Raw genomic sequence first — 25,117 nt, 5'->3', positions numbered from 1 at the left:
CTAGCCGAGCGGCGGGGCCGGGGAAAGCGCCGCCGGTCGTCGATCTGCTCCGGAAGAACCCTCGTTCGTCATCCTGGCGAAGGCCTGTCCTGAGCCCGTCGAAGCGGCCAGGGTCTCCCTTCTCTCCTTCTTGGCCACTCGTGCGCCCGGAAGTCATTGAGATCTCGGCTTTCGCCGGGATGACGACTGAATGGGGCCGGAGTCCCGCCATCGCGACCACGGCATGCCGCCCCGCCTTGCCAACCACCCGCGCGGCACCCACATCCCGCCTTCGCGTTGACGCCCGGCGCGGCCTCATTTAGACCAAGAACAAATCTGGAACGGAAAGCCTGTATGCTGACCCACCTGAGCGTCCGCGGCGCGCGCGAGCACAATCTCAAGGACGTCGACGTCGATATCCCGCGCGAGACGCTGACGGTGATCACCGGCCTGTCCGGATCGGGCAAGTCCAGCCTCGCCTTCGACACCATCTATGCCGAGGGCCAGCGCCGCTACGTCGAGTCGCTGTCGGCTTATGCGCGCCAGTTCCTCGAGATGATGCAGAAGCCCGACGTCGACCATATCGAGGGCCTCTCCCCCGCCATCTCGATCGAGCAGAAGACGACCAGCCGCAATCCGCGCTCGACGGTCGCGACGGTCACCGAGATCTACGATTATATGCGCCTGCTGTGGGCGCGGGTCGGCATTCCTTATTCCCCGGTCACCGGCGAGCCGATCGCCGCCCAGACGGTGAGCCAGATGGTCGACCGGGTGATGGCCTTGCCCGAGGGCACCCGCCTCTATCTGCTCGCCCCGGTCGTCCGCGGCCGCAAGGGCGAGTATCGCAAGGAGCTGGCCGAGTGGCAGAAGGCCGGCTTCACCCGCGTCCGCATCGACGGCATTTTCCACGAGATCGAGGAAGCCCCCGCCCTCGACAAGAAGTACAAGCACGACATCGAGGTCGTCGTCGACCGCCTCGTCGTCCGCGAAGGCATCGAGACAAGGCTGGCCGACAGCCTCGAGACGGCGCTGAAGCTGGCGGATGGCCTGGTGTACCTGGATCCGGCGGATGCGCCGGGCGCGGCGGCAAGCCCCTCCCCTTCTTCTTCTAAAGCCTCCCCCTTGATGGGGGAGGTGGGTGGGGGTGGAGTCCCCGCCGGCACCGAGCCCGACGACCAGCGCCACCCCACCCGTAGCCCTCCCCTTCAAGGGGAGGGCGGCTCATCGAGGGTCGCCGAAGCCCGCGCCACCTTCTGCGTCCCGTCCGAGCTCGACGATCCCACCCTCGTCGAAGGCGCCAACAGCGCCGCCCCCGAATCCGCCGATTCCGACCGCAGCTCCGCCCGCACCGGCGTCGCCAAGGCGCTCGCCGACGCCGCCGACCGCGCCGTCCTCCAGGACAATGCCCCGCCCGGCCGCATCGTCTTTTCCGAGAAGTTCGCCTGCCCGGTCTCCGGCTTCACCATCGCCGAGATCGAGCCGCGGCTCTTCTCGTTCAACGCGCCGCAGGGCGCCTGCCCGGCCTGCGACGGGCTCGGCGAGAAATTGCTGTTCGACGCGGAGCTGATCGTCCCCAACGAGGCGCTCAGCATCAAGAAGGGCGCGATCGTGCCCTGGGCCCGCTCCAACCCGCCCAGCCCTTATTACATGCAGGTGCTCGGCAGCCTCGCCCGCGAGTTCGACTTCAGCCTCGACACCCCCTGGCAGGACCTGCCCGCCGAGGTCCACGACATCATCCTCAACGGCACCAAGGGGCGTCCGGTCACCCTGCGCTTCGTCGACGGCCGCAAGAGCTACGAGGTCAAGAAGGCGTTCGACGGCGTCATCGGCAATCTCCAGCGCCGGATGCTGCAGACCGAGAGCGCCTGGATGCGCGAGGAGCTCGCCAAATATCAGTCCTCCGCGCCCTGCGAGACCTGCCTCGGCGCCCGTCTCCGGCCGGAGCCGCTCGCGGTGAAGATCGCCGGCGAGCATATCAGCCAGGCGACCGCGCGCAGCGTCCGCCACGCTCTGGCCTGGTTCTCGACCCTCGACGAGAAGCTCAACCCCACCCAGAGCGAGATCGCCCGGGCGATCCTCAAGGAGATCAACGAGCGGCTCGGCTTCCTCAACAATGTCGGGCTCGACTATCTCGACCTCAACCGCACCTCCGGCACCCTGTCGGGCGGCGAGAGCCAGCGCATCCGCCTAGCCAGCCAGATCGGCTCCGGCCTGTCGGGCGTGCTCTACGTGCTCGACGAGCCGAGCATCGGCCTCCACCAGCGCGACAATGACCGCCTCCTCGTCACGCTGAAGCGGCTTCGCGACCTCGGCAATACCGTGATCGTCGTCGAGCATGACGAGGATGCGATCCGCACCGCCGATTACGTCATCGACATGGGGCCGGGCGCCGGCGCCCATGGCGGCCAGGTGGTCGCGCGCGGCACCCTCGACGAGGTGCTCGCCTGCGAGGACAGCCTCACCGCCGACTATCTCACCGGCCGCCGCGCGGTGCCGCTTCCGGACAAGCGCCGCAAGGGCAATGGCAAGAAGCTCACCGTCCACGGCGCCCGCGCCAACAACCTCAAGAGCGTCTCCGCCTCGATCCCGCTGGGGACGTTCACCTGCATCACCGGCGTCTCCGGATCGGGCAAGTCGAGCTTCACCATCGACACGCTCTACGCGGCGGCGGCGCGCCACCTCAACGGCGCCCGCATCCAGGCGGGGCGGCATGACAAGGTCAGCGGCCTCGAATATCTCGACAAGGTGATCGACATCGATCAGTCGCCGATCGGCCGCACCCCGCGCTCCAATCCGGCGACCTATACCGGCGCCTTCACCCAGATACGCGACTGGTTCGCCGGCCTGCCCGAGGCGCAGGCCCGCGGCTACAAGCCGGGCCGGTTCAGCTTCAACGTCAAGGGCGGCCGCTGCGAGGCCTGCGCCGGCGACGGCCTGCTCAAGATCGAGATGCACTTCCTGCCCGACGTCTACGTCACCTGCGACGTCTGCCACGGCCAGCGCTACAATCGCGAGACGCTGGAGGTGAAGTTCAAGGGCAAGTCGATCGCCGACGTGCTCGACATGACCGTCGAGGACGCCGCCGAATTCTTCAAGGCCGTTCCCGCCATCCGCGACAAGATGCGGATGCTCGAGGAAGTCGGCTTGGGCTATATCAAGGTCGGCCAGCAGGCGACCACGCTCAGCGGCGGCGAGGCCCAGCGGGTGAAGCTCGCCAAGGAGCTGTCGCGAAGGGCGACCGGGCAGACGCTCTACATCCTCGACGAGCCGACGACGGGGCTGCATTTCGAGGACGTGCGGAAGCTGCTCGAGGTGCTCCATGCTTTGGTCGAGCAGGGCAACACGGTGGTGGTCATCGAGCACAACCTTGAGGTGATCAAGACCGCGGACTGGGTGCTCGATCTTGGGCCCGAAGGTGGCGACAAGGGCGGAGAGATCGTCGCCGAGGGGACGCCCGAAGTTGTGGCCCAGGAACCCCGCTCGTACACCGGTGCCTATCTCAAGCCCTTGCTCAAGGGGAAAGCCGCGGAGGTCGTGGCCGCACAGCCGAAAAAGAAGCGGGGTTCCTCCGCTTCGCTGCGTCAGCGAGAAGCGGCCGAGTAGTCGTGGTGCCCGAAGGGCGGACCGTCCGGGGGACGGTCAGATCGAGCACACGCGAAGCGCGAAGTCATCAAGACCGCGGACTGGGTGCTGGATCTTGGACCCGAAGGTGGGGACAAGGGTGGCGAGATCGTCGCCGAAGGCACCCCTGAACAGGTTTCGGAGGAACCCCGCTCCTATACCGGCGCCTATCTCAAGGCCCTGCTCAACCCGCGAGTCGCGGAAGCCGTGGCCGCGCCAGCCAGAAAGAAGCGAGGTTCCTCCGCTTTGATGCGCCAGCGGGAAGCGGCGGAGTAGGTCGGCAGAGGAACGGCTGGAAACATCTGCTGAAGAAGAGGGTCGACGCAAAAGCCGGGGCCACGCGACGGCGCATTCTGGCCACAGAGGCTCTGTCTTAGGTACATCTTGCGGGGCCGACCGACATCGGTAGCGACACCCGTTCCCCTGTGCCACGACCGAATTAACTTGATTTTAGCAGAGGATTTGCAGAAAGTCCGCGAAATTGGCCTCGAAAGGACGGGAATGCTGCTGAGCTTCACGATCGCAAACGACCGCGCCTTCGCTTGCGAGAGCACTCTCAGTTTGGTTGCGACGAAGCTGAAGGACGTCGAGGACGGGCACACCGTGCCAGTAGGTGACATGGCTGAAACACAAGCCCTAACCTCAGCGCTAATCCTGGGAAAAAATAATAGCGGTAAGTCGACTTTGGTCTCCGCGATGAGATTCATATCTCAGATTGTGAAAAAGTCCGCCGCCGAGTCTCAGAAGTCTGAAAAAATACCCTACTATCCGAATTTGCTTACCGATGGATGCTCGGATCAGCCGACGTCTTATCGATTGGTATTTTCAATGAGAGGCACAGTATTTGACTTCGAGTTTTCCCACGTCTCGGACAGAATTACCTATGAGCGGCTGAGCGTTGCAGACAAGTCCGTCAGGTTTAGGAAGATGTACGAACGGACGTACATAAGTGATGAAGAACGTTATAATTATACGTTCGGCGATGCACTATCGGGACGGCGCGCCACTTGGCAAGATGTTACAAGGGACAACTCACTTTTTCTATCTACCGCGGTTAGCTTGAACGCTGAAGATTTGTTCCCTGCATGGGAGTGGCTAACGACGTATCTCGTTACGCTAGACATCTCTAGCCCTATTCTGAAGAATGTTACGGCAAGAATGTGCTTGGAGAGCGCCGCCCGGCGTAGGCAGATAGTGTCTTTCCTACAGGCCCTTGACATCAATGTTGTCGATGTAGAGATCGAGGAAGACGAGATTGACGAGAACTTTCTGAATTCGACATTTGCGGCCAAATTCTTAGAGACAATTAAATCTGAGTTGGGAGAGAGTGAGTTCAAGGCAAGATGGAAGGTTCGCTTCCAAAAAAAGGCCGGCCAAGACAAGACTCAGTTGTTCTCGCTAAACCGAGAGTCCACCGGGACGCAGATTCTATTTGGCATGGCAGGTCCATTATTCGAGGCACTTGAATACGGACGCTGCCTAATTGTCGACGAAATTAATACTAGCCTCCACCCAGTGATTGTTCGATTTTTAGTTGATCTGTTTGCTGATACATCGCAAAATTTGTTACGAGCTCAGCTAATATTTACGTCCCATGACACAAGTGTGCTTGCCCAGCATCGACTTAGGCGAGACCAAGTTTGGCTAATAGAAAGCGATGGCATGGGTGCGGAGCTAATTCCATTATCAGACTTTTCTCCGCGAAAAGGTGAGGCATTGGACAAAGGATATCTCGGCGGGCGATATGGCGGAATCCCAGTCATTGCTGCGGGATTACTCGCCGACTGTCTTCCTGAGATTGATTAATAATGAGGCCCATCCGCACTCTTAGTCAGCTTGGCAGAAAAAGGGGTAGCCGTCGAGCAAGGGCTCGGATACTAATTGTGTCAGAGGGAGCAAAGACAGAAGGGTTATACCTTTCACTTCTGATTAGGGAACACGGAGCGTCAAATGTATCTGTGGATCTCTATGGACGAGAGTGTGGGACCGATCCTCTCAGCGTTGTAGAGTTCGCTCGCCAGAAATTCACCTCAGATGGGGATTATGACTTTTGTTACTGTTTGATAGATAGAGATTCACATCCCGTCGAACGTTTCACCAGAGCTCTTGAAATATGCGAGGATACCGATAAGAAGTCGGGCAAACGAAGCTTCTCTGCGATAGTGTCGTATCCGTGCATCGAAGTTTGGTTTCTGTTTCACTTTGTATATCGCCGTGCGCCATTTACTTCTACTGGAAACAAGTCCCCCGCAGGTGCCGTAATATCAGAGCTTAAGAAGTTCTTACCGAGATACTCAAAGTCTGATCGCGACGAGATAGAGAAACTTCTTCCGCGCACACCTGAAGCTGCAAAGAACGCAAAGATGGCTGCGTCCGACGCAGATGACACCGGTGAGCCGAACCCGTCTACATCGATGCACTTGGTCGTTTTGAAGATTCTGGGTGAAGTTAAAGCTTGAGTTCTCGGCATGTTACCCTACTCTGCATTGTGAGTTCCGGGTGTAGTTCTGGGGGCATGGACAGAATTCCGGGGACATATTACTTAACTTAGTCATCATGGAACTCCGGGGACATATTACTTAACTTAGTCATCATGGAACTCCGGGGATATATTACTTAGCTCAGTCATGCGCGCCGCCTATCGCGCGTCAGCGTCACACTTGATACCGCATCTCAACCATCGCCATATGGATCGTCGCGCGCCGCGATGCGTCGGCCATTCCTGCATCCCCTCATCTTCACGGAGACCCGAAGACGCCCGATCTGACGGCGCGCAGCAGGACGATGCCGATCACCAGGACCATGACGGCCAGCAGCTGGAGGATGCCGATGCGCCAGTCGTCATTGGCGAGCACCGCCCCGTCCGCGAGCCCCGCTTCATTCTCGACCCAGCCGCGGCGGAAGTCGCTGCGCCAGAACCAGAAGGCGATCAGGCCGCCCGGAAGCGCTGCCAGCGGCCCATAGTAGGCGATTTCGTCGGGCGCCCCGAAGACGATGATCGCCGAGGTGATCAGGTAGGCGAGTCCCACCGTCCAGGCCGCCCGCCTGGACGGAGGCGCGCCCAGCGCGACGAAGAAGCGAAGTCCGAAGCTGATCGCACCGATCATCAGCAGCGGCACCGCGAAGGCGACGATGCCGATCATCCAGATATCCTGCATTTCCCCCTCCCCCGAAGTCGGTCACGCGTCGTCGAAGCTGCGCCCCCGCGCGCGGCGGGTCAAGACATGCCGAAATCGAGCCGTGTCTCGGTCTGAATTCCGGCGTAGTCGCGCAATCAGAAGTGCCGCCAGCCAGCCGATCGTGATGGCTGCTAGGTTGGGGACCATATCGCGTAGTCGACAATGACCGGACCCGAATATCGCCTGTTCGACCTCGACGGCACCGGTGACGGCGACCATGAAGATTATCGGCGTCCAGATCGATTGATTGCGAAACACCCGGAAGGCGAGCGCCGCCAATATGCCGTACGAGATCAGGTGCCGACGATTGAGAATCGTCGCCGCCCAATCGGGTGAACCGCCAAGATCGCAGCTGAAAGGCTCGAGCTGCCATCCAGTTGCCACAGGCGGCGCCAGCAGGGCCGCGGCTGTCACGACTACCAGGAGAGCAATGAGCCAAAGGGAAACGGGCGGCATGTCTCCAGCGCTAGCACCCGAGAATTACGCTTTCAAACCGAGACGCGACCCAAAGTCCCTGCGAAATCTGGCGAGTCGTTTACTGCGAGCCGACCGGGCCGCCGATGCGCCGGGCCGGCCCCCTTGAGCGCCGGTCGGCCCGATCCCGCGCCTCGCCTGGCGAACGCCGATCAGCGTCGGTCTCAACTCGCTCCCACCTCCCGCAGGAACCGACCCTGGCAGGCTCGGTGCCGGCCGCCGTGTCGGCCACTCCGGCTCCCCGCTCACTCCTCCGCGCAGTGACGCGGGCCGGCGCGGGTCACGAATTGTCGCGGCCCCGGCCGCGCCGGCACCCCGGTCCGGTCGACGATGGCGACCTCGATGGTGCAGGGGCCGGCACTCACCCGGTAGAGGTCGGGTCCGGCATGCTCGATCCGGTCGATCGGCGTCGTGCCGAGCGCCTGCGCCACCGCCGGATCGGCGAGCACCGCACGCAGCTCGGCAAGGCGCTGATGCTGCGGCGGCAACGCCGCCGCGAGCGGCGCCCCGGCCAGGGCGGCGAGAGCAGGCAAGGTAAGCAGGACGGCACGCATGGATGACCTCCTTTTGGTTCCCTGCCGGCGCGCGATCGGCCCGGCCCCGCGCATTGTCGGAGACCCCGGCGCCGAAGTCGAGGCGGCGGAGCGTCATGCCGCCTTCCTGCCGGTCTGCGCGTCCAGGCTCACGCCCGAACGGGCTGCCCGATTCCGATCAGATTGCCCTCGCTGTCCCGGAACCAGGCGCCGAGTTCGCCTTTGCCCTTGCTCGGATAATTGCCGTCGACGGTGGCGATGCCGTCCTCGGTGGCGAGCGGTCCCTCATATTCCTCGAACACCACCCCGCGCCCCCGCAGCGCCGCGACGGCGGCGCGCAGGTCGGCGACCTCGAAGCTCATCTGCGTGAAGGAGCCGTCCGAAGCGCCCGCCGACGCGAACAAGGCGAACTCCCCGCTGCCGACCAGATAGCGGAGCCCGCCCGGCCGCTCCTCGACCGGATGAAGGTCGAGCTTCTCGGCATACCAGGCCCGGGCACGGTCCAGGTCCTTCGCCGGAAGCCGCGTCGCCACCTTTCGAAACTCCAGCATGCTCGCCTCCCTTACGGGAGAAGACTTACATCGCCCCTGCGCTCCGTCCCCGGGTCCTCGAGCTTCCGCGTGCGGGTTCCTCCAGGCCGCAGCGCGACCGAAAGGCGCGGTTCGGCTCGGCAAAGCGCGGCTGCGGGATCTTCCCTGTGTCGGTGCGATCCGGCGTGGCGAAGCGGCAAATCGGTGCGCTTCGCCCGCTACTCCCGGTCCGGCGACGAGCGACAGTTTTCCACGACCGCGCCCGATCCGACGAAGGCGGACCCGATCCGGACGAAACATTCGGGCGCGACGAGCGGCAGGAAATGGGCGCCCCCCGTCACCGTCGCGAAGCCGACGTCGCCCCCGGCGGCGGCCAGGGCCGCCGCGTGAGCGCGCGCGCCCTCATAGGGCGTGTTCGGATCGAGCGTGCCATGGACGACGAGCGTGCGCGGCAGCGGCCGGGGCACGCCCCCGAAGAAGCGATCGCGATCGTAGAGCGGGGCCGGGTTGCCGACCAGGAGGCCGGGCAGCGGGCTGGTGAACAGGGCGCCGGCGGCTTCCTGCGCCACGGTCTCCGCATCGAGGTCCCGCCGGCCATTATTCTCGGAGCCGCTGATGAGCATCACCAGCGGCAGCGAGGCGGGCGATTGCGCCGTGGCGTTCAATCCGGCCAGGCTGGCCTGCAGCGCGGCCGCCGCCGCGTTCAGCGCCGCGGGATCGTCGCGCGACAGTCCCTCGATGATGGCGGGAATCCGGGAACGCAGCTCGGGAAAGTTCAGCAGGCGCCCCATGAAGCGCCGCAGATCCCCGCCGGGCACGTCGCCGCCCCATGCCGGCTGGGTCCGGGACAGGATGGCGCGATACTGCTCCGCCTGGGCGGGCGACAGGATCGCGCGCCCGACCGCGTCGACGACCTCGGTCCGGTGGCTCAGATCCCAGCGCGGCTCGGATTCGGGCGGCACCAACCCGTCGAGGATGATGCCGTCGAGCGCGACGGGCGCCACCTGCATCATGCGCAGGATGAGTTGGGTGCCGTAGGATACGCCGTAGACATGGACGTCGCCGGCTTGGCGATGGCGCGCGATGAGCCCCGCCAGATCGTGCGCGGCGTTGGTGATGGTGAAGGCGCGGGTGCGGGCGGCGTTCGCGTGCATCGCCCCGATGCACGGGCCCCACTCCTCCCCCGCCAGCGAAAGGCCTTCGGGGCTTTCCGGCGATTCCTCGTCCGGGCAGAGCTTGGCCGAATAGCCGGTGCCGCGGTGATCGGGGATGACGAGATCATGATCGGGGAAGGCGCGCCTGAGCACCGGAAGCACCGGAAGGAAGGCGGCGCCGGATTCGCCGGGGCCGCCGGCGACGAGCCAGATCTCGCCGACCCGGCGCGCCGGCTCGGGAGCGGGGAGCTTCCGCACGAAAAGCGCGAGGCTTCCGGCCCCCGACGCCGGATCCCCCTCCGGGTCCAATGGGGCCTGGACGATCATGCACAGCGAGCCCGCCAGCGACGGCAGCGCCGAGGCATCGTCGCAGGGCTGAAAGGATTGCGCGGCGGCCGGTGTAGCGAAGGCGAGGATAGAGAAAAGGAAGGCGGCTTTGGCGAGGGACTTCAACATGCGCCGCCCTTAGAGCGGTCTGCCGTCGGACGGAATCGTCTGGCGGCTCGAAAATCGCGGCAATCGAATCCTGGAGCGGCCGTTCTGAGGCTATCGGAACGCAGTCGGCTCCAAGGGGGAGCGCCCGCCGACGCGAACGCCCGCGTCGACGCGCCGCACAGGCGAGTGAGGAAATCCTCCTCTCCGTCATCCTGGCGGACGCCGGGATCTCTTCATGCGCTTCGGTCGAAGGGGACAAGCCAATGAGATCTCATGATCGACCGAGCGCAGGTGCGAAGGTGCCGCCCGCCGGCTGGCCGGTGCTCAGGCCCCTGCCGTGTCCGCCGCCGCCTTACTCGCCGCGCGACTCCCCCGCCACCGCGAGCCGTCGCCGCGTGGAACGCCCCTCACCCCGCACCCGCTGCCCCACCGCCCCGGCATCGGCTAGGACCTCCCCATGAACCGCACAGACGCCATCGTCATCGGCGCCGGCGTGATCGGCCTTGCCGTCACCCGCGAGCTCGCGGGTGACGGCCGCGAGGTGCTGATCCTCGACCGCGAGGCGCGCTTCGGCTCGGTCACCAGCAGCCGCAACAGCGAAGTGATCCATGCCGGCCTCTATTATCCACCCGGCTCTCTCAAGGCGTCTCTGTGCGTCGAGGGGCGCGATCGGCTCTACGCCTTTTGCGAGGCGCGCGCGGTTCCGCACCGGCGGATCGGCAAGATCGTCTTCGCACGCGATGCGGCGCAATCCTCGGAGCTGGACGCGATCGAGGAGTCGGCGCGGTCGGCCGGCGCCGGGGCGCTGCAGCGTCTCTCCCGCGCCGAGACCCGCGCGCTGGAGCCGGAACTCGACGCGGCCGAGGCCTTGCTCTCGCCGATGACCGGCATCATCGACGCCCACGCTTTCATGCTCGCCTTGCTCGGCGAGGCCGAGGCGCAGGGCGCGCGGCTGGTCTGCAACGCGCCGGTCGAGCGGATCGGCCGCAAGCGTGGGCTTTGGCAGGTCCGTCTCGAAGGGGAGGCGGAGCCGGTCGTCGAAACGCCCTTGCTGGTCAATGCCGCCGGCCTCGGCGCGCAGGCGCTGGCGGGCCGCATCGAGGCGCTGGCGCCGCTTTACGTGCCGCCACTCTTCCTCGCCCGCGGCGTCTATTTCACTTATTCGGGGCCGGTGCCGTTCCGGCACCTCGTCTATCCGGTGCCCGAGCCCGGCGGCCTCGGCACCCATCTCACCCTCGACCTTGCGGGCCAGGCCCGCTTCGGGCCGGACGTCGAATGGATCGACGCGCCCGACCACAAGGTCGATCCCGCCCGCCACGCTTGCTTCGCCGCCGCCGCGCGGCGCATCTGGCCGGACGTCGATCCGGACCGGCTCCAGCCTGGCTATGCCGGCATCCGCCCCAAGCTGTCCGGACCCGGCGAACCGGCGGCCGATTTCGTCATCTCCGGGCCCAGCGACCACGGCCTTCCCGGCCTGGTGAACCTGTTCGGAATCGAATCCCCCGGCCTCACCGCCTCGCTGGCGATCGCCGACCGGGTCGCGGCGATGCTTCGCTGAGGCTCACGCGGCGGGCTCGTCGTCCTGCCGCCCAGGACGCCGTCGGTCCACTTCAGCGTCGTCGACGTCGGCGGCTCATCGCGGCGGCGGCGTCAGGCGATGGCGTATGGCCGGCGGCGGACCTTCCACGCAGGTCCCGTAGGAGAAGAACGTGCTGGTTCCGGTGAACTGGACCTCGACGAGGGAGCGGTCCGGGCCGATGCTCGAGAAGACCGCCTGCGCGGGAACCTCGAAGAAGGCGAATGCGCCGCGTTGGCTCACTCTGGCCGGTGACTCGGCGCACTCGACATAATTGCCCGGTGTCGGGCAACGCATATAATTGTCGGCGGTCGGCTCGAGCCGGATATTATACGCCCAATCCGTCTCGACGCAGCCGCCCGCGTCGCAGCTCTGCCGCGAGCGCACGTCGCACTGCCACGCATAATCGGTTCGCGGCGCCGCCTGCAGCGCGAGCAGCCCCAGAAAAAGCATCTTCATCGCCTCGCCCTCCCATCAGGATCGTCACCCACTCCGATTCTCATCCCGGGCCTCCGGAACCGCACATTCTCAAGGGGACCGCACGACTTCGTCTTCCGGCGATCGATGCGCCACGGCCGCCATCCACGCTGCCGCTTTGTCCCACACCTCCGCCTCCGCCTCGGCCGGCTTGCGCCCGCTCCGCACCAGCACGTTGAACCCGTGATCCGCGCCCTCGACGAGGTGCAGGCTTGCTTGGTCCCCCAATCCCTCGACCACGCCCCGCAGCAGGTCCGTCTCCGCCAGCGCGTCGCGGGTGCCGGAGAGGAACAGCATCGGCACCTTCACCCGCGCCAGATGTTGGGCGCGGGCGATGCCGGGCTTGCCGGCCGGATGGAGCGGGAAGCCGAGGAAGAGGAGGCCGCGCACGCCGGGCAGCGGCGCCTCGGCCTGGGCCTCCGAAGTCATCCGGCCGCCGAACGATCGTCCACCGGCGAACCAAGGGAGATCGGGCGCCAGCCGCGCCCCCTCCTCGGCCGCCGCGCGCACCGCCGCCTGCGCCACCGCCGGCGGATCGGGCCGCTTCGAGCCTTTCTCCATGTACGGGAATTGAAAGCGCAGGGTCGCGAAGCCGCGCCCGGCGAGCCCTGCGGCGGCGGCCGCCATCGCCTGGTGCCGCATCCCGGCGCCGGCGCCATGGGCGAGCAGATAGGCCGCCTTCGCGCCCTCCGGCCGCAGCCACAGCGCGGAGACCTGGCCCTCCCTCACCGGAATGACGATGTCGCCTGCTTCCACGCATGACCTCCCGAACCGCAACGATGCGACCGCGGAGCCGCGATCGGCGCCCTCTACTCCTCGCCCGTCGGCGGCGTGATCCGGATCCGCGGCGCCATCGCGCGGCACGTCCCCCGCGACAGGAAGACCTCCGTTCCGCGCGAGGCCGATTCGACGGCCGACGAGGACTCGTCGATCATCAGGAACATCGGCAGGCCCGCAACCTGGATGAGCAGGCCATCGGGCCGCTCGGTCGCAACCGCGCGATGGCGTGTGCAGCGGCGACCTTCGGGATCGAGGCAACGCCAATATTGGTCGATGTCGCGTTCGACACGCACGCGCAGGGTGCCTTCGGATTCGGTGCAGCCGCCGGCACTGCAGGTCATTTGCGCCGGCAACGTGCAATCCCAACTCGGATCGACGCTCGGCGCGCCCTGCAGCGCCATCGACGCCAGAAGGACCATCTTCAGCATCCACCTCCCCCACGAATTGGCCGGGAGAGAGCGGCGTCCGCGGCCGCGCGGTCCCGAACAGGCTTCCGATCGACGCAGACAAGGACGCCCCGTTCCTGACATGTTCCGGATCGGAGGCCAAGCCCCAATCGGCGTGGGACCGCCGCGCCCCACGAAATTTCCTTTCTCCGGCGCGAATTGGCGTGGACGCCCGCGCGCTTCTGGCGAAAACTGTCGCCGCGCATGAATCGGGGGAGGTGGACATGCGAGCCTGTCTGCTGTCGGCGTTGGCGTTCCTGCTCGTCGCGGCCGCTCCGCCGGCCGACGTCCAGCAACTGCTCGAGCGTGGGGAGGTGGAACGCGCCTTCGCGCTGGCCGAGGCCGCCGCGGCCGGCGGCGATCCCGGCGCGATCACCGCCCTCGGCCGGTTCTACGACGAAGGGATCGGTGTCGAACCGGATCTCGCCCGAGCCGCCTCTTTGTATCGCCGCGCTGCCGAGGCCGGCGATGCGGAAGGTCAGTGGCGGCTCGGCACGATGCTCAATTTCGGCGAGGGCGTCCCGGAGAATCCCGAGGAAGCCGCCACCTGGTTCCGGCGTTCCGGCGAGGGCGGCCAGGCCATGGGATTCGTCAGCCTCGCCGGCCTCTACGCTATGGGCCGCGGCGTTCCCCTCGATTACCGACAGGCCTATCAATACTATCTCGAGGGGGCCCGCCGCGGCGAGCCGCACGGACTTTACGGGATCGGCGTGCTTCACCAGCGTGGCCAGGGCGTGCCCGAAAACCCCTGGGAAGGGCTCGCCTGGTATATGGCCGCCGCCGCCTTGGGCTTCCCGGAGGCCGAGCAGCTGGTGGCGATCACCAGGGTCAGCCCGGCGAAGCAGCGCGCGGCGACCGAACGGGCGAACGCCATCCTCCGCGAGCTCGGGCTCGACGCGGTCGTCCGCTAGAATCCTGAGGCCGCCAACTCTCTCTCGTCGCCCCTGCGTAGGCAGGGGCCCAAGCCGCGCTAACGCCAAGGACGATGGCGTCTTGAACGAACTCGGTCTGGGCCCCTGCCTGCGCAGGGGCGACGGGTTGGGGCGGCACGCGAACCGGTCCGGTTTCGCCCGCGCCGCCCTCAGCGCATCGCCGCCTTACTCGCAGCGCACCTCGCCGCGGTCGACCTGCTGGCCGACCGCCGCGCCGGCGGCGCCGCCGATCAGCGCGCCGAGTATCTCCGATCCGCCCGGCGCGATCACCGCGCCCAAGGTCCCGCCGAGCGCGCCGCCGACGATGAGGCCGGTCGTGCCGTCCGAACGCCGGCAATAATAGCGGCCGTCGCGGCCGCGATAGACGCGGTCGTTGGCGCCGAGCGCATAGGGGTCGCCGCGCCGGTAATAGCGGTCCGGATAATAGCCGCCTTCACGCGGGTCCGGCCGGTTATAGTCGTAGGCACCGTAGCGATAACCGTCATTGGTGGTGCAGCCGGCCGTGGCCAAAGCGGCCGTCGCCGCGGCAGCGCAGATCGCAATCCGCATTCCGTTTCTCCCTTCAGCGCCGCCCCACCGAAGAGAATGAATCGGCGGCGCAATGGTTGCGCCGGCGCGCCATCGCCTCCACCCCTTCGTCGCCCCTGCGTAGGCAGAGGCCCAAGCCGAGTGTATTGAAAGGACGCCACCGCTTCTCACTCCAGCGCCGCTTGGCCCCCCTGCCCCTTCGACGCCGCCTGCGGCGTCGCTCAGGACAGGCTGCGCGGGGCGACGGAGGGGCAGATGAAGGCGCCAACTACATTCCGGTGAGATCAGCCCAGCGCAGCGCCGCCACCCACCTTCGTCGCCCCTGCAAAAGCAGGGGTTCAAGCCGAGTATGTTGAAAGGACGCCAACGCTTCTCGCTTCCGCGCCGCTTGAACCAAAGGGCAGGCCACACAATCAAAGCCCGGCGCCGCTCACCCCTCCGTCCGCCTCCGCACCACCCGCATATGATCCTCGTCCTGCGCCTGGAAGCCGCCGTGCGTGCGCAGCCGTTCGCCCACCGTCCGCGCTTCCGCCCACAGGGCCGCGTCGTCCTCGTGCAGCGCCGCCGCGACATAGGCCCAGCGGAAATGGCTGCGCATCGCCTCGTCGCTGCCGGGATTGGCCTCGTCCACCTGCCGGAACAGGGCCAGGACCTCGAGCGCGGATTCGCGCGCGCCCGGCCCGTCCTCGGTCACCCAGCGGAAGAAGACCTCATTCTCCAGGTCCTGCGCCAGCCGGCGGGCGAGGTAGAGATTGTCGGGCTCGGCCGCCTGCATCGCCCGGCCGACGGCGATCAGCGCGCCGAGCCGCGCCCGCGCCTCGCCGAAATCGCCCGCCGCCGCCGCGGCGAAGACCATGCCGCGCAGCGCCCGGGCGAGGTGGAGCCGGTCCTGCCGGTCCTCCGGAATGTCCGCGCCGACCCCGCCGCCGGCCGAAGCGGCGATCTCGCCGAAGGCGGCGAGCGCCTCCTCGGGCCGCTCCGCCTCGAGCAGATGGTCGCCCAGCATCAGCCCGAACTCGCGCCGGCCGAGCACCACCTCCGGCCGCGTGTCGCCGAGCGCGATCGCCTCGTCGACCAGCGCCAGCGCCCGACGATAGGCGCGGATCCGGCCGCCGCGGTCGCCGATCTCGCCGCGTCGATCGCCCTGCTCGATCAGCCGCCCGGCCTCCTCGACCTTGGCCTGCGCCTCATGGCCCTGGCCGGCCGCCGCCGCCTGCACGGCCACCACCCCCACGGCCGCGGCCGCCGCGATCATCCCCAAGATCCGAACTGGCATTCGCCCTCCGTTCAAAATCCCGGCCGGATCTGCCCGACCGCCACGCGCCCCCGGGACCAGGACGGGGCGCCCATTTTCTCGTCGCCCCTGCGCAAGCAGGGGCCCAAGCTGAGCGCGGCAAAGACATCACTGCCTACCATCTTAGTCCCGCCCGGCCACGCAGGGGCGACCCACTGCTTCGCCTCTCGACGCCCCGCAGCGGCAGTCGCCGCCCGGAGCCGCCGCCTCACCGCGCCGCCTCGAACGAGGCCGGGCAGGCGACCGCCTCGCCCGCCGGCCCGTGCGGCCACCAGGTCGCGTCCATCCCATCCACCTCGACCGCGACCTTGCCGTTGCCGAAACGCCGGCCGGTCTCGTCGACCGGCGGCAGCGGCGCGGGCGCCATCGAAGGCGGCACCTGCAGGCGGCGTTCCGGGGTGAGGCTCATTGTCACCCGCCCCACGTCCGGGCAGCGCACGATCCAGGCATTGATCTCGCCCTCGTCCCCCGGCCGCGGCGGCGGCTCGCCCTCGATCAGCTCGGCCAGCCGGGCGAAGTGCGGCAGGCGCGAGAGTCCGTAGCCGGCCAGCGCCAGCACGACCAGGCCGACGGCGATCGTCGTCGCGCGCGAGAGAAAGGACGGCCGCGGGATCGGTTCGGGCCGCGGCGTGATCGCGCGGAGCCATTCCTGCAGCTCGCCGATCGGGCGGGCGGGCAGCCCGTCCTCGCCGGACCGGAAGGTGGCGAGGTCCGGCGAAACATGGATCGAGAGGCCGCGCGCCAGCACGATCTCGATCCCGCCGGCCTCCGGCCATCGATGATCGCTGAAGAAGGTCCAGCCGCCGAATTCGGCGAGCCGCGCCCCGGACTCGGCATCGCGCAGCAGGATCGATTCCGGCGCCTCCGTCTCGTAGGCGGTGCGCGGATCCGGATAGGGCATGTAGTCGAGCGCCAGCCGCCGGTCCGGCGACAGGACGCGCCGGAGCACTTCCGGGCCTGGCCGATCCTCCAGTCGCGCCACCGCTCGCTCCTCCCTCGCCGGCATGATAACGTGAAGGCGGCCGGGCGCCAGCGCCGCGCCCGCCATTGCGGACACGTGTGTTGCTCGTCTATAACAGTCCTTCCCACCCGCATCCAGGGAGACGCCGACCTTGCACTGCCCCCGATGCGAAGCCGAGATCGTGCCCCCGCAAGCCGAATTCTGCCAGCGTTGCGGCATGCCGACGCGGATGCGCCTGCGCGAGCGGTCACCGACCGTCGAGCGCAGCGAGGACGAGCTCAAGCGCAACCGCCGCACCTTCTTCATCGCCGCCGCCGCCTTCTTCTTCGGGATCGTCGTCGGCGGCCAGTCCAGCTGGTTCGATGCCAATTTCGACTTCGACGACCACCGCCCGCGGCCGGCGGCGGTGATCGCGGCCGGGGCCCTGTTCGATGCCTATGAGGAGAATGAGGACGAGGCGGAGGAACGCTTCGACGATCGCGCGATGGTGGTCACCGGCGAATATGTCCGGACCGTTCCCGACGGCCAGGGCCATCCCGACCTGCGCTTCCTCACCGCCGATCCCGAGCGGCCGATCGGCGCCGACATCATCGCCGCCAGCCACGAGGAGGCGTCACGGCTGCAGCCGGGCCAGACCGTCACGGTGAGCTGCCAGGGCATGGCCGGCGACCGCGACGATCGCTGGCTCCGCAATTGCTCGATCGAGATCGTCGCGCCCGCCGCGGCGACGCCCGCCGCCGCGCCCCCGGCCGGGACGACCCCGCCTGCCGACGCCGCGCCGCCTGCGGAGAGCACGCCGCCCACCGCTCCAGCCACCGACGGCGACACCGGAGCGTGAGTGGCTCCAGGCCCGCTTCTCCCTGCAGGCGGCGGGTTTGTTCTTGACTTGTTCCACTATTTCTGCCACAAGGGACCTGAGCCCCCACCGCCCGCCGCGGAGCGCTCGGCTCCTTGACAGCGTGCAGATCCATTGCGCCGGCCGCCGACCCGCGTCCTCCCTCTCCCCTCGCGGGAGAGGGAAGCGGCGAAGCCGCAGGGTGAGGGAGCGGGGTGCGGCGAGCACCCGGAATCCGACCAGGATATGCATCGCGTCTCCGCGCCCCCCGCAAACCCGCTTACGGCACCAATGGCACCCGTCACCTTCGTCACTTTTATCCCGTCTCACCCAAGGGCGCATTTCAGGCGTCCAGACCTTTGGAGCCCGGGCGGATGAAGCGGCGGTGACAGGCAGTCACGCCAACCCCTTCGAGCCCGGCCTGCCCCCTCTCCCGGAGGGAGAGGGTTGGGGTGAGGGGGTAAGGCAGTCGGAGTGAAGTCTCCGACCCGAACGCCCCACCTTGCCCTCCCCTCCGGGAGAGGGTTGCGAAGAAGCCTCGGGCCCTCGCTCCGTTCATGTTCAGGCCCTCCTGCCTTTCTAAATTGATGAAGTTGACGACCCCCAGGGTGTTTCAATTTTGAGCTCTCTCCCCGTCCCGCCGCCGTCGCCGGGACGCCCGCCTTCGCGATGACCACTGGCGCTCGCCGCCCCGACCTCTTACCTGCCCGCTCATGCTTACCCTCTCGGACATCGTCGTCCGCCTCGGCGGCCGGACCATCCTCGACGGCGCCACCGCGGCGCTGCCGCCGCGCGCGCGGGTGGGCCTGATCGGGCGCAACGGCGCCGGCAAGACCACCCTGGTCAAGGTCGTCGCCTCCCAGCTCGAGCCCGATGCCGGCGAGCTGCGCATGCCGCGCGGGTCGCGGATCGGCTATATCGCGCAGGAGGCGCCGGCGGGGAGCGCGTCGCCGTTCGAGACCGTGCTCGCCGCCGATACCGAGCGGGCGGCCTTGCTCGCCGAGAGCGAGACCAGCCACGATCCCGACCGGCTCGGCGAGATCCACGAGCGGCTGAACGCGATCGACGCCCATTCGGCGCCGTCGCGGGCGGCGCGGATCCTGGTCGGCCTGGGCTTCGACGAGGCGGCGCAGCACCGGCCGCTGGACAGCTTCTCGGGCGGCTGGCGGATGCGGGTGGCGCTCGCCTCCCTGCTCTTCTCGGCCCCGGACCTGCTGCTGCTCGACGAGCCCTCCAACCATCTCGATCTCGAGGCGGTCTTGTGGCTCGAGGACTTCCTCAAATCCTATCCGGCGACGATCCTCTTGGTCAGCCACGAGCGCGACTTCCTCAACAACGTCGTCGACCACATCCTCCACCTCGAGCGCGGCAAGCTCTTCCTCTACCCCGGCGGCTATGACGCGTTCGAGCGGCAGCGGGCCGAGCGCCAGGCGCAGCTCGCCTCGGCCAAGGCGCGGCAGGAGGCGCAGCGCGCCAAGCTGCAGGACTATATCGCCCGCAACAAGGCGCGCGCCTCGACCGCCAAGCAGGCCCAGTCGCGGGTCAAGGCGCTGGCGCGGCTGCAGCCGATCGCGGAACTGCTCGACGATCCGTCGCTGAGCTTCGACTTTCCGAGCCCGGAGCCGCTGCGGCCGCCTCTGGTGACGCTCGACCATGCCGCGGTCGGCTATGGCGGCGAGCCGGTGCTGAGGCGGGTCGACCTCAGGCTCGATCCGGACGACCGCATCGCCTTGCTCGGCCGCAACGGCAACGGCAAGACGACGCTGGCGCGGCTGCTCGCCGCCCAGCTCGCGCCGGAGGAAGGGGCGATGAACGCCAGCGGCCGGATGCGGGTCGGCTATTTCACCCAATATCAGGTCGAGGAGCTCGACCGGGCCGAGACGCCGCTCCAGCACATGACCCGGCTCATGCGCCAGTCGAGCCCGGCGGCGGTGCGGGCGCAGCTCGGCCGGTTCGGCTTCGGCGGCCCCAAGGCAACCACCGAGGTCGGCAAATTGTCGGGCGGCGAGCGGGCGCGGCTGGCGCTCGCGCTCATCACCCGCGATGCGCCGCATTTGCTCATCCTCGACGAGCCGACCAACCATCTCGACGTCGACGCCCGCGAGGCCCTGATCCAGGCGCTCAACGATTATTCGGGCGCGGTGGTGATCGTCAGCCACGACCGCCACATGATCGAGACCACCGCCGACCGGCTGGTGCTCGTCGACGGCGGCACCGCCCGCGAATATGACGGCTCGCTCGACGACTATATCGCCCTGGTGCTGGCGAAGGACGCCGCCGATGCCGGCAAGGCCGAGGCCCGCGGCAACCGCAAGGAAGCCCGCCGCGCCGCCGCCGAGGCCCGCGAGCAGAGCCAGGCGCTGCGCAAGCGCGCCAAGGCCGCCGAAGCCGAGCTGGCCAGGCTCAACGAGCAGCGCAGCGCGATCGACCGGGCGATGTTCGATCCCGCCGGCGCCGACGTCGCTCTGGCCAAGCTGACGATGAGCGACCTGATGCGCAAGCGCGCCCAAATCGAGGCCAGGATCGAGGCGATCGAAGCCGAATGGCTCGAGGCCAACGAAGCGCTGGAATCGCTGGCCGCCTGATCTCCCCTCCCTGCAAGGGAGGGGCCGGGGGTGGGTGCGCCCGAGCGCGCTCGATGCGGTTGAGGGCGTGAAGCCGTGAACGCCGGCGCGCGAGACGACGCCGCCTGTTCTTCCGGCTTCGTCATTCTCCCGCCGAAGAGCGCTTCCGCAGTAGTGCGCTCACCCTGGCGCGGAGGCGCAGCAGGGCGGCGACTCCCTTCCCGTCATTCCAGCGCAAGCTGGAATCTCGTTTCCCTTGCAAGGCAAAAGGGAGATCCTGGCCGCTTCGACGAGCTCAGGACAGGCCTTCGCCAGGATGACGGGGAGGGGACCAAGGCGCCTCTTTGCGTCTTTGCGTCTTTGCGCGACCCCATTCGGGCGGCCAGACTTCATCCGGCGCGGGCCGCAAGCGGACCGCCCGCATCCGCCGCTGGCGGGTTGCCGCCTCGACCGCTCCGTCTCTAGGTTCTCCCGACAAACCGGGAGGACGAATATGGAACGGAGCGTGCGGGCGAAAAGACGAAACGGGCTGCTCGCCCTCTTCTGCATCCTCACCGCGATCGCCGTCCCCGTGCCGGCCCAGAATCCGCCCGCCGCCGTCGCGGAAGCGCCGATCGTCATCGGCACCTCGCACCGGCTCGATTCGGCCATCCTCGGCGACACGCGCGAGATCAATGTCTGGCTGCCGCCGGAGCATGGCGAGGGCGATGCGCGATTCCCCGTCCTCTACCTGCTCGACGGCGCGCTCGACCAGGATTTCCAGCACATGGCCGGGCTTGCCCAGCTCGGCTCGCTGAGCTGGACCTTCGGCCCGGTCATCGTCGTCGGCGTCCAGACCCGCCAGCGCCGTGCGGAGCTGACGCCGCCGCCTGCCGACCCGCGCTACCGCGCCGCCTTCCCGGAGGCCGGTGGCGCCGAGCGCTTCCGCCGCTTCATCGCCGAGGAGGTGATCCCGTTCGTCGAGGCGCGCTACCGGGCCGGGCCGCGACGCGGGCTGATCGGGGAATCGCTCGCCGGCCTGTTCGTCGTCGACACCTTCCTCGAGCGGCCGGACCTGTTCCATGACTATGTCGCGGTGAGCCCGAGCCTGTGGTGGGACGACCGCGCCGACATGCGCCGCGCCGCCGAGCGGCTCGCGCGCCGGTCTTATGGCGGCCGGCGCCTCTATCTCGCCGTCGCGAACGAAGGCGGCACGATGCAGGACGGAGTCGACCGGCTGCGAGCGGCGCTGGCCGAGCGGCCGCCGGAAGGGCTGGAGTTCCGCTACGCCGACCGCAGCGCCAGCGAGACCCACGCCACCATCTATCACGGCGCCGCGCTGGATGCCCTGCGCTGGCTCTATGCCCGCCCGCCGCTGGATTACGGTCCGACGCCCTGGTTCATGATCGAAGGCGCCTCCCCACCGGCCGAAACGCCATAAGGAGACTTCGTTCCCCCCACCCCCGATCGTCAACCCGGCGCAAGCTGGGATCTCGCTCTCCTTCGAGACATGAAATCCGAGCTGGCGCTGGACCGACGCGAGAGGCACCGCCAACGAGAAAGGGCCGCCCGACTGGCGGACGGCCCTTCCCCTCACACGATTTTAGAGGCGGTCAGCGTGCTGACGATCGCCCTGGTCGCGATCCCTTCGCGGCCGCCTTCCCGCGGCGGCCGTGATACTCTTCATCGCTTGGCGACCATCAACGGCGCAAGAAGGCGCCGGTTCCTCCCCGAGCGCCTCCGCCTACGAAGCGCTGTCGAGCGCCGCCTGCACCCGCCGGCACGCCTCCAAGTCGGGCCGGCCTCGCGGCCGGCACCCGCCTGCGACCGATCCGGCTGAGCGGCCGCCGCGGACGCCATGGCCAGAGCGAGGCTAGCCGTGATCGCCCAGGTCCGGCGCTTCATCACCCATCCTCTCCTTTTTCGCCTGGGAAAGAATGGCGCCGGGCCGGCACGCTTGCCAGCGGGAATGCGGCGACCGCGACGAGAAAGGGCCGCCCGCTTTCGCGGACGGCCCTTTCCCTCGTACGAACCAGGTTTCGGTCAGCGCTGCTGACGATCGTCCTGGTCGCGATCCATCTGGCCGCCGCCCTGCTGACGATCGTCCTGCTGGCGGTTGCGGTCCTGATCCTGCTGCTGCTGCTGGCCCTGCTGGCCCTGTCCGCCCTGCTGCTGCTGACGGTCCTGCTGGCCGCCCTGCTGGTTCTGCTGGCCGCCCTGCTGGTTCTGCTGGCGGTCGCCTTGATTGTCCTGGTTGGCCATCTTTCAGACTCCTCACGCTCGTCCCGCGGGTTGCGGGGATGTCGGTTCAACGAAGCATCTTGATCTACGTTGCTCGTCCGGGCGCGGCGGGCCTTCGCATCGGCGCTTCCCGGAGCGTCGGCGGGCTTGAACAAGCCTCTGGAATCGCTGACACTCCCGGTCATGATGACGGCCGGTCATCCCAGTCGGCGTGACAGGATCGGCTCCGCCTCGGCGGCTCTGCTCGTCCAGGCGGGGATCGGCGCCGCCTTGCTGTGGGGGCTGGGCACGGACCTGCGCGAGGCGATCGAGGCTCCGCTCCAGGCCATCGACATATTGCCGCTCGAGCCGCCCGCCGAACCCGAGGTGGTGCGGCCGCCGCCGCGGGTCGAGAGCGACACCCGCTCGCAGCGTTTCGCCCCGGACGAGGAAGGCGGCGCCGCCCCGCCCAACATCCGCTCGCGCGCGACCGAGGCGACCGCGCCCGAGCCGCTGGTGCCGCTGCCGGTGCCGTCGCCGATCGTCGTCGCCGAGAAGCCCGGGACCGGCAGCGATCCGACGACCGGATCGGCCGACGTCCGCGGTCCCGGCACCGGCAGCGGCGGGATCGGCGACGGCACCGGCTCGGGCGCCGGCGGCGGCGGCGGCGGGGGCGGCGGCTATGGCCGGCTGACGCCGCCGCGCCGGATCCGCGGCGACCTCTATGACAGCGACTATCCGCCGGGCCTCGGCGAAATCGGCGTCGGCGGCCGGGTCTCGGTCATCTTCACCATCCTCGACGATGGGCGGGTCACCGACTGCCGCATCACCCGCTCGAGCGGCAGCGATGCGCTCGACGACGCCACCTGCCGGCTGATCGAGCGCCGCTATCTGTTCGAGCCGTCGCGCGACGGCCGCGGCCGGCCGATCGTGTCGCGGATGACCGAGAATCACGAATGGCTGGTCGAGGACCTCCCGCCCGAGCGCGAGCCGCCGCGGCGTCGCCGGCGGATGTGGTGAGGCCCTTCCTCGCCCAATGCGCGACGAGCGAACGGACCATCCCCCGTCACCCCGACGCAATCCGGGATACGAAGTGACGTCCACGACCCCTCCGCTACTCCCGCGCCGCTCGGGATGATATGCCGGCGCAGCGGTCGAGCGCGGGAGGGTCTGCCGTGACGAGGAAGATGGGGATGAGGGGCGCCCTGCTGGCAGGGCTGGTCGGCGGAGCGGCAGGCGCGGCGTGGGCGCAGGCATTCGATTCGGACGAGATACAGCGAGAGGCACGGCGAGCGGCGGCCGAGGCGCGGCTCGAGGCCGCCTGCGTCTCGGCCTATCCGCCCGCTTTCGATGCCGACGGCAGCGGCTACAGCTTCGCGGATTGCCGATGCGCGGCCGATGCCCTGATCCGCGAAGCGGGGGCCGACGCCCTCGGCGGGATCGGCGGCAAGGAAGCGGCGGCCCGGCTCCAACCCCATCTCGACAGCTGCCGCGCCGGCGGTGGCGCCAAGCCTTCCGACCTCGCGATGCCGCCGGTGGTCGCGGCGCCGCCGGTCGGCTCCGCCGGGCCGGCGACCGATGGCACCGAAGCCCCGGTCCAGGAAGTGACGGCGAGGGTGGAGATCGTGCCGGAGTCCGAGCGCTCCGGCGGCCTCCTCGCCTGGCTGGGGCGCAGCGGCCTGCCGCTCTGGATCTGGGTGCTCCTCCCGGTCGCCGCAGGGGTCGCCGCTCTGGTGCTGATGGCCCGCCGCGGCAAGACGCGCTGACCGTCCGCTGCCTCAGCGCCCCTCGGCGCGCTCGGCGACATGGTCAATCACCTCGCCGAACGGCGCGACCCAGATCTCGCCGCGACGGGCGGCCAGCCAGTCGAGCAGCGCCTGGTGCGCCTCGGCGGAGACGGCAAGATGATCGCCGCCGACGCCGTGGAACATGAAGATTCCGAGGCCGCCTCCGGCGCGGACCGCTTCGGCGAAGGCGATGAGGTCCTCGGCGCCGTTCAACTCGGTGAAGCTGCGGCTCGGCACCCGGAAGCGGTCGATCGCGGCGGGGTCGCGAACGATGCCGTCGCCGTCGCCGCCGGTGCGGACGTGGCGGACGAGGCCGGAGGCGCGCAGCGGCTCGACATAGTCCTCGCCGCCGACGATCGTCTGGCTGCACGGCACCGAGTAGGTGCGCGCCGCCTCGCCGTCGATCGCCGCCAGCAAGGTGTTCATCGCCGCGATGTCGCGCAGCATCGCCGCCACGCTCCATCGCTCGGCATGGAAGATGCGCTCGGCGGGAAAGGACGCGGCCGGGCAGGGATGGAAGGCCGAATGATTGCCGAGCTCATGCCCGGCCGCGGCGGCGGCGCGCCAGCGTGGCACGTCCTCGGCCGGGAAGGTCGCGTTGAGGAAGAAGGTCCCCCTGAAGCCGCTCGCCTCGAGCTGCGGCGCCGCCGTGTCGAGCTGCGAGGGCAAGGCGTCGTCATACGTGAGCACGATCGCGGCGCGGGCACCGTCGGGCCAGAAGGTGGAAGGCGGCTCGGCCGCCGCGGGCGCGTCCGCGAGAGTCAGCAGCAGAAGAAGCAGCGGAATGCAGCACCGTGCAGGCATGGCCCCTCCCCTCGCGCCTTGGAGAACGG

23 protein-coding genes and 1 pseudogene are annotated in these 25,117 nt (G+C 68.3%); 11 read left to right on the top strand and 13 right to left on the bottom strand.

All coding sequences use genetic code 11. The features are described 5' to 3' along the window. Positions 1 to 333 precede the first annotated feature (333 nt). The 4 genes and pseudogenes from uvrA (at position 334) to DDE10_RS24065 (ending at position 6,059) form a co-directional block, all read left to right on the top strand. Complete coding sequence (gene uvrA, locus DDE10_RS12490; RefSeq protein WP_284734632.1) at positions 334 to 3,582, top strand: excinuclease ABC subunit UvrA; 3,249 nt, start codon at positions 334 to 336, stop codon at positions 3,580 to 3,582. Between the two features lie 60 nt (positions 3,583 to 3,642). Then, positions 3,643 to 3,876 (top strand): annotated as a pseudogene (locus DDE10_RS24070) (hypothetical protein); the annotation flags it as partial. A gap of 225 nt (positions 3,877 to 4,101) precedes the next feature. Beyond that, entirely contained in the window at positions 4,102 to 5,406 is a 1,305-nt protein-coding gene (locus DDE10_RS12485; protein ID WP_162806592.1) for an AAA family ATPase, read from the top strand. 2 nt (positions 5,407 to 5,408) lie between these two features. Beyond that, positions 5,409 to 6,059: an RloB family protein gene (locus tag DDE10_RS24065; protein WP_114953111.1), complete on the top strand. Its 651-nt coding sequence runs from the start codon at positions 5,409 to 5,411 to the stop codon at positions 6,057 to 6,059. 279 nt (positions 6,060 to 6,338) lie between these two features. Here DDE10_RS24065 and DDE10_RS12475 read toward each other — a convergent pair whose 3' ends face one another. From DDE10_RS12475 to DDE10_RS12455, 5 genes are all read right to left on the bottom strand, one after another. After that, positions 6,339 to 6,758: a hypothetical protein gene (locus tag DDE10_RS12475; protein ID WP_114953110.1), complete on the bottom strand. Its 420-nt coding sequence runs from the start codon at positions 6,756 to 6,758 to the stop codon at positions 6,339 to 6,341. A 21-nt stretch (positions 6,759 to 6,779) separates the two neighbouring features. Next, positions 6,780 to 7,235 (bottom strand): VanZ family protein, encoded by a 456-nt coding sequence (locus DDE10_RS12470; protein ID WP_114953109.1) that lies wholly within the window; start codon positions 7,233 to 7,235, stop codon positions 6,780 to 6,782. Positions 7,236 to 7,498: 263 nt separating this feature from the next. Next, positions 7,499 to 7,807: a hypothetical protein gene (locus DDE10_RS12465; protein WP_284734631.1), complete on the bottom strand. Its 309-nt coding sequence runs from the start codon at positions 7,805 to 7,807 to the stop codon at positions 7,499 to 7,501. 128 nt (positions 7,808 to 7,935) lie between these two features. Then, positions 7,936 to 8,337, bottom strand: a complete 402-nt coding sequence (locus tag DDE10_RS12460) for a VOC family protein (RefSeq protein WP_114953108.1) — start codon at positions 8,335 to 8,337, stop codon at positions 7,936 to 7,938. A gap of 197 nt (positions 8,338 to 8,534) precedes the next feature. Continuing rightward, the gene (locus DDE10_RS12455; RefSeq protein WP_114953107.1) at positions 8,535 to 9,926 is read right to left on the bottom strand and encodes an alpha/beta fold hydrolase; all 1,392 of its coding nucleotides are present in this window, start codon (positions 9,924 to 9,926) and stop codon (positions 8,535 to 8,537) included. 436 nt (positions 9,927 to 10,362) lie between these two features. On the opposite strand from DDE10_RS12455, the gene DDE10_RS12450 reads away from it, so the two are divergent. Further along, a complete protein-coding gene (locus DDE10_RS12450) occupies positions 10,363 to 11,463 on the top strand; it encodes an NAD(P)/FAD-dependent oxidoreductase (protein ID WP_114953106.1) in 1,101 nt (366 codons plus the stop codon). A 75-nt stretch (positions 11,464 to 11,538) separates the two neighbouring features. Here the strand turns inward: DDE10_RS12450 and DDE10_RS12445 are convergent, their stop codons facing one another. The 3 genes from DDE10_RS12445 to DDE10_RS12435 all read right to left on the bottom strand — a co-directional run bounded on the left by DDE10_RS12445 (position 11,539) and on the right by DDE10_RS12435 (position 13,166). Continuing rightward, positions 11,539 to 11,940 (bottom strand): hypothetical protein, encoded by a 402-nt coding sequence (locus tag DDE10_RS12445; RefSeq protein ID WP_114953105.1) that lies wholly within the window; start codon positions 11,938 to 11,940, stop codon positions 11,539 to 11,541. A 69-nt stretch (positions 11,941 to 12,009) separates the two neighbouring features. Then, on the bottom strand, positions 12,010 to 12,714 hold the full coding sequence (locus tag DDE10_RS12440; protein ID WP_284734630.1) for an alpha/beta hydrolase family protein: 705 nt from the start codon (positions 12,712 to 12,714) through the stop codon (positions 12,010 to 12,012). 53 nt (positions 12,715 to 12,767) lie between these two features. Beyond that, positions 12,768 to 13,166 carry a hypothetical protein gene (locus tag DDE10_RS12435; protein ID WP_114953104.1) on the bottom strand — a complete coding sequence of 133 codons (399 nt, stop codon included), beginning with the start codon at positions 13,164 to 13,166 and terminating at the stop codon, positions 12,768 to 12,770. Between the two features lie 242 nt (positions 13,167 to 13,408). Between DDE10_RS12435 and DDE10_RS12430 the strand changes: the two genes are divergently transcribed. Beyond that, a complete protein-coding gene (locus DDE10_RS12430; RefSeq protein WP_114953103.1) occupies positions 13,409 to 14,095 on the top strand; it encodes a tetratricopeptide repeat protein in 687 nt (228 codons plus the stop codon). Positions 14,096 to 14,281: 186 nt separating this feature from the next. Here the strand turns inward: DDE10_RS12430 and DDE10_RS12425 are convergent, their stop codons facing one another. From DDE10_RS12425 to DDE10_RS12410, 3 genes are all read right to left on the bottom strand, one after another. After that, on the bottom strand, positions 14,282 to 14,665 hold the full coding sequence (locus DDE10_RS12425) for a glycine zipper 2TM domain-containing protein (RefSeq protein ID WP_114953102.1): 384 nt from the start codon (positions 14,663 to 14,665) through the stop codon (positions 14,282 to 14,284). 409 nt (positions 14,666 to 15,074) lie between these two features. Beyond that, the gene (locus tag DDE10_RS12420) at positions 15,075 to 15,920 is read right to left on the bottom strand and encodes a hypothetical protein (RefSeq protein ID WP_162806590.1); all 846 of its coding nucleotides are present in this window, start codon (positions 15,918 to 15,920) and stop codon (positions 15,075 to 15,077) included. A gap of 226 nt (positions 15,921 to 16,146) precedes the next feature. After that, a complete protein-coding gene (locus tag DDE10_RS12410; protein WP_162806589.1) occupies positions 16,147 to 16,920 on the bottom strand; it encodes a hypothetical protein in 774 nt (257 codons plus the stop codon). A gap of 160 nt (positions 16,921 to 17,080) precedes the next feature. Between DDE10_RS12410 and DDE10_RS12405 the strand changes: the two genes are divergently transcribed. The 3 genes from DDE10_RS12405 (at position 17,081) to DDE10_RS12395 (ending at position 21,718) form a co-directional block, all read left to right on the top strand. Next, a complete protein-coding gene (locus DDE10_RS12405) occupies positions 17,081 to 17,737 on the top strand; it encodes an OB-fold protein (protein WP_162806588.1) in 657 nt (218 codons plus the stop codon). Positions 17,738 to 18,447: 710 nt separating this feature from the next. Further along, on the top strand, positions 18,448 to 20,319 hold the full coding sequence (locus DDE10_RS12400; protein WP_114953097.1) for an ABC-F family ATP-binding cassette domain-containing protein: 1,872 nt from the start codon (positions 18,448 to 18,450) through the stop codon (positions 20,317 to 20,319). Positions 20,320 to 20,791: 472 nt separating this feature from the next. Next, complete coding sequence (locus tag DDE10_RS12395) at positions 20,792 to 21,718, top strand: alpha/beta hydrolase (protein WP_162806587.1); 927 nt, start codon at positions 20,792 to 20,794, stop codon at positions 21,716 to 21,718. Between the two features lie 602 nt (positions 21,719 to 22,320). Here DDE10_RS12395 and DDE10_RS12390 read toward each other — a convergent pair. After that, positions 22,321 to 22,539: a hypothetical protein gene (locus DDE10_RS12390; RefSeq protein WP_114953095.1), complete on the bottom strand. Its 219-nt coding sequence runs from the start codon at positions 22,537 to 22,539 to the stop codon at positions 22,321 to 22,323. A gap of 126 nt (positions 22,540 to 22,665) precedes the next feature. Here DDE10_RS12390 and DDE10_RS12385 point away from each other — a divergent pair, with 126 nt between their 5' ends. Both DDE10_RS12385 and DDE10_RS12380 read left to right on the top strand, forming a co-directional pair. Next, positions 22,666 to 23,517: an energy transducer TonB gene (locus DDE10_RS12385; RefSeq protein ID WP_284734629.1), complete on the top strand. Its 852-nt coding sequence runs from the start codon at positions 22,666 to 22,668 to the stop codon at positions 23,515 to 23,517. A 173-nt stretch (positions 23,518 to 23,690) separates the two neighbouring features. Next, positions 23,691 to 24,263: a hypothetical protein gene (locus tag DDE10_RS12380; protein ID WP_114953094.1), complete on the top strand. Its 573-nt coding sequence runs from the start codon at positions 23,691 to 23,693 to the stop codon at positions 24,261 to 24,263. A 12-nt stretch (positions 24,264 to 24,275) separates the two neighbouring features. Here DDE10_RS12380 and DDE10_RS12375 read toward each other — a convergent pair whose 3' ends face one another. Further along, positions 24,276 to 25,088, bottom strand: coding sequence for a polysaccharide deacetylase family protein (locus DDE10_RS12375; RefSeq protein WP_114953093.1), 813 nt, complete (start codon positions 25,086 to 25,088; stop codon positions 24,276 to 24,278). Between the last annotated feature and the right edge of the window lie 29 nt (positions 25,089 to 25,117).

This window comes from Sphingosinicella terrae (genome assembly GCF_003347635.1).
Taxonomy (GTDB): Bacteria; Pseudomonadota; Alphaproteobacteria; order Sphingomonadales; family Sphingomonadaceae; genus Allosphingosinicella; species Allosphingosinicella terrae.
This window is presented reverse-complemented; position numbering and strand designations above follow the sequence as displayed.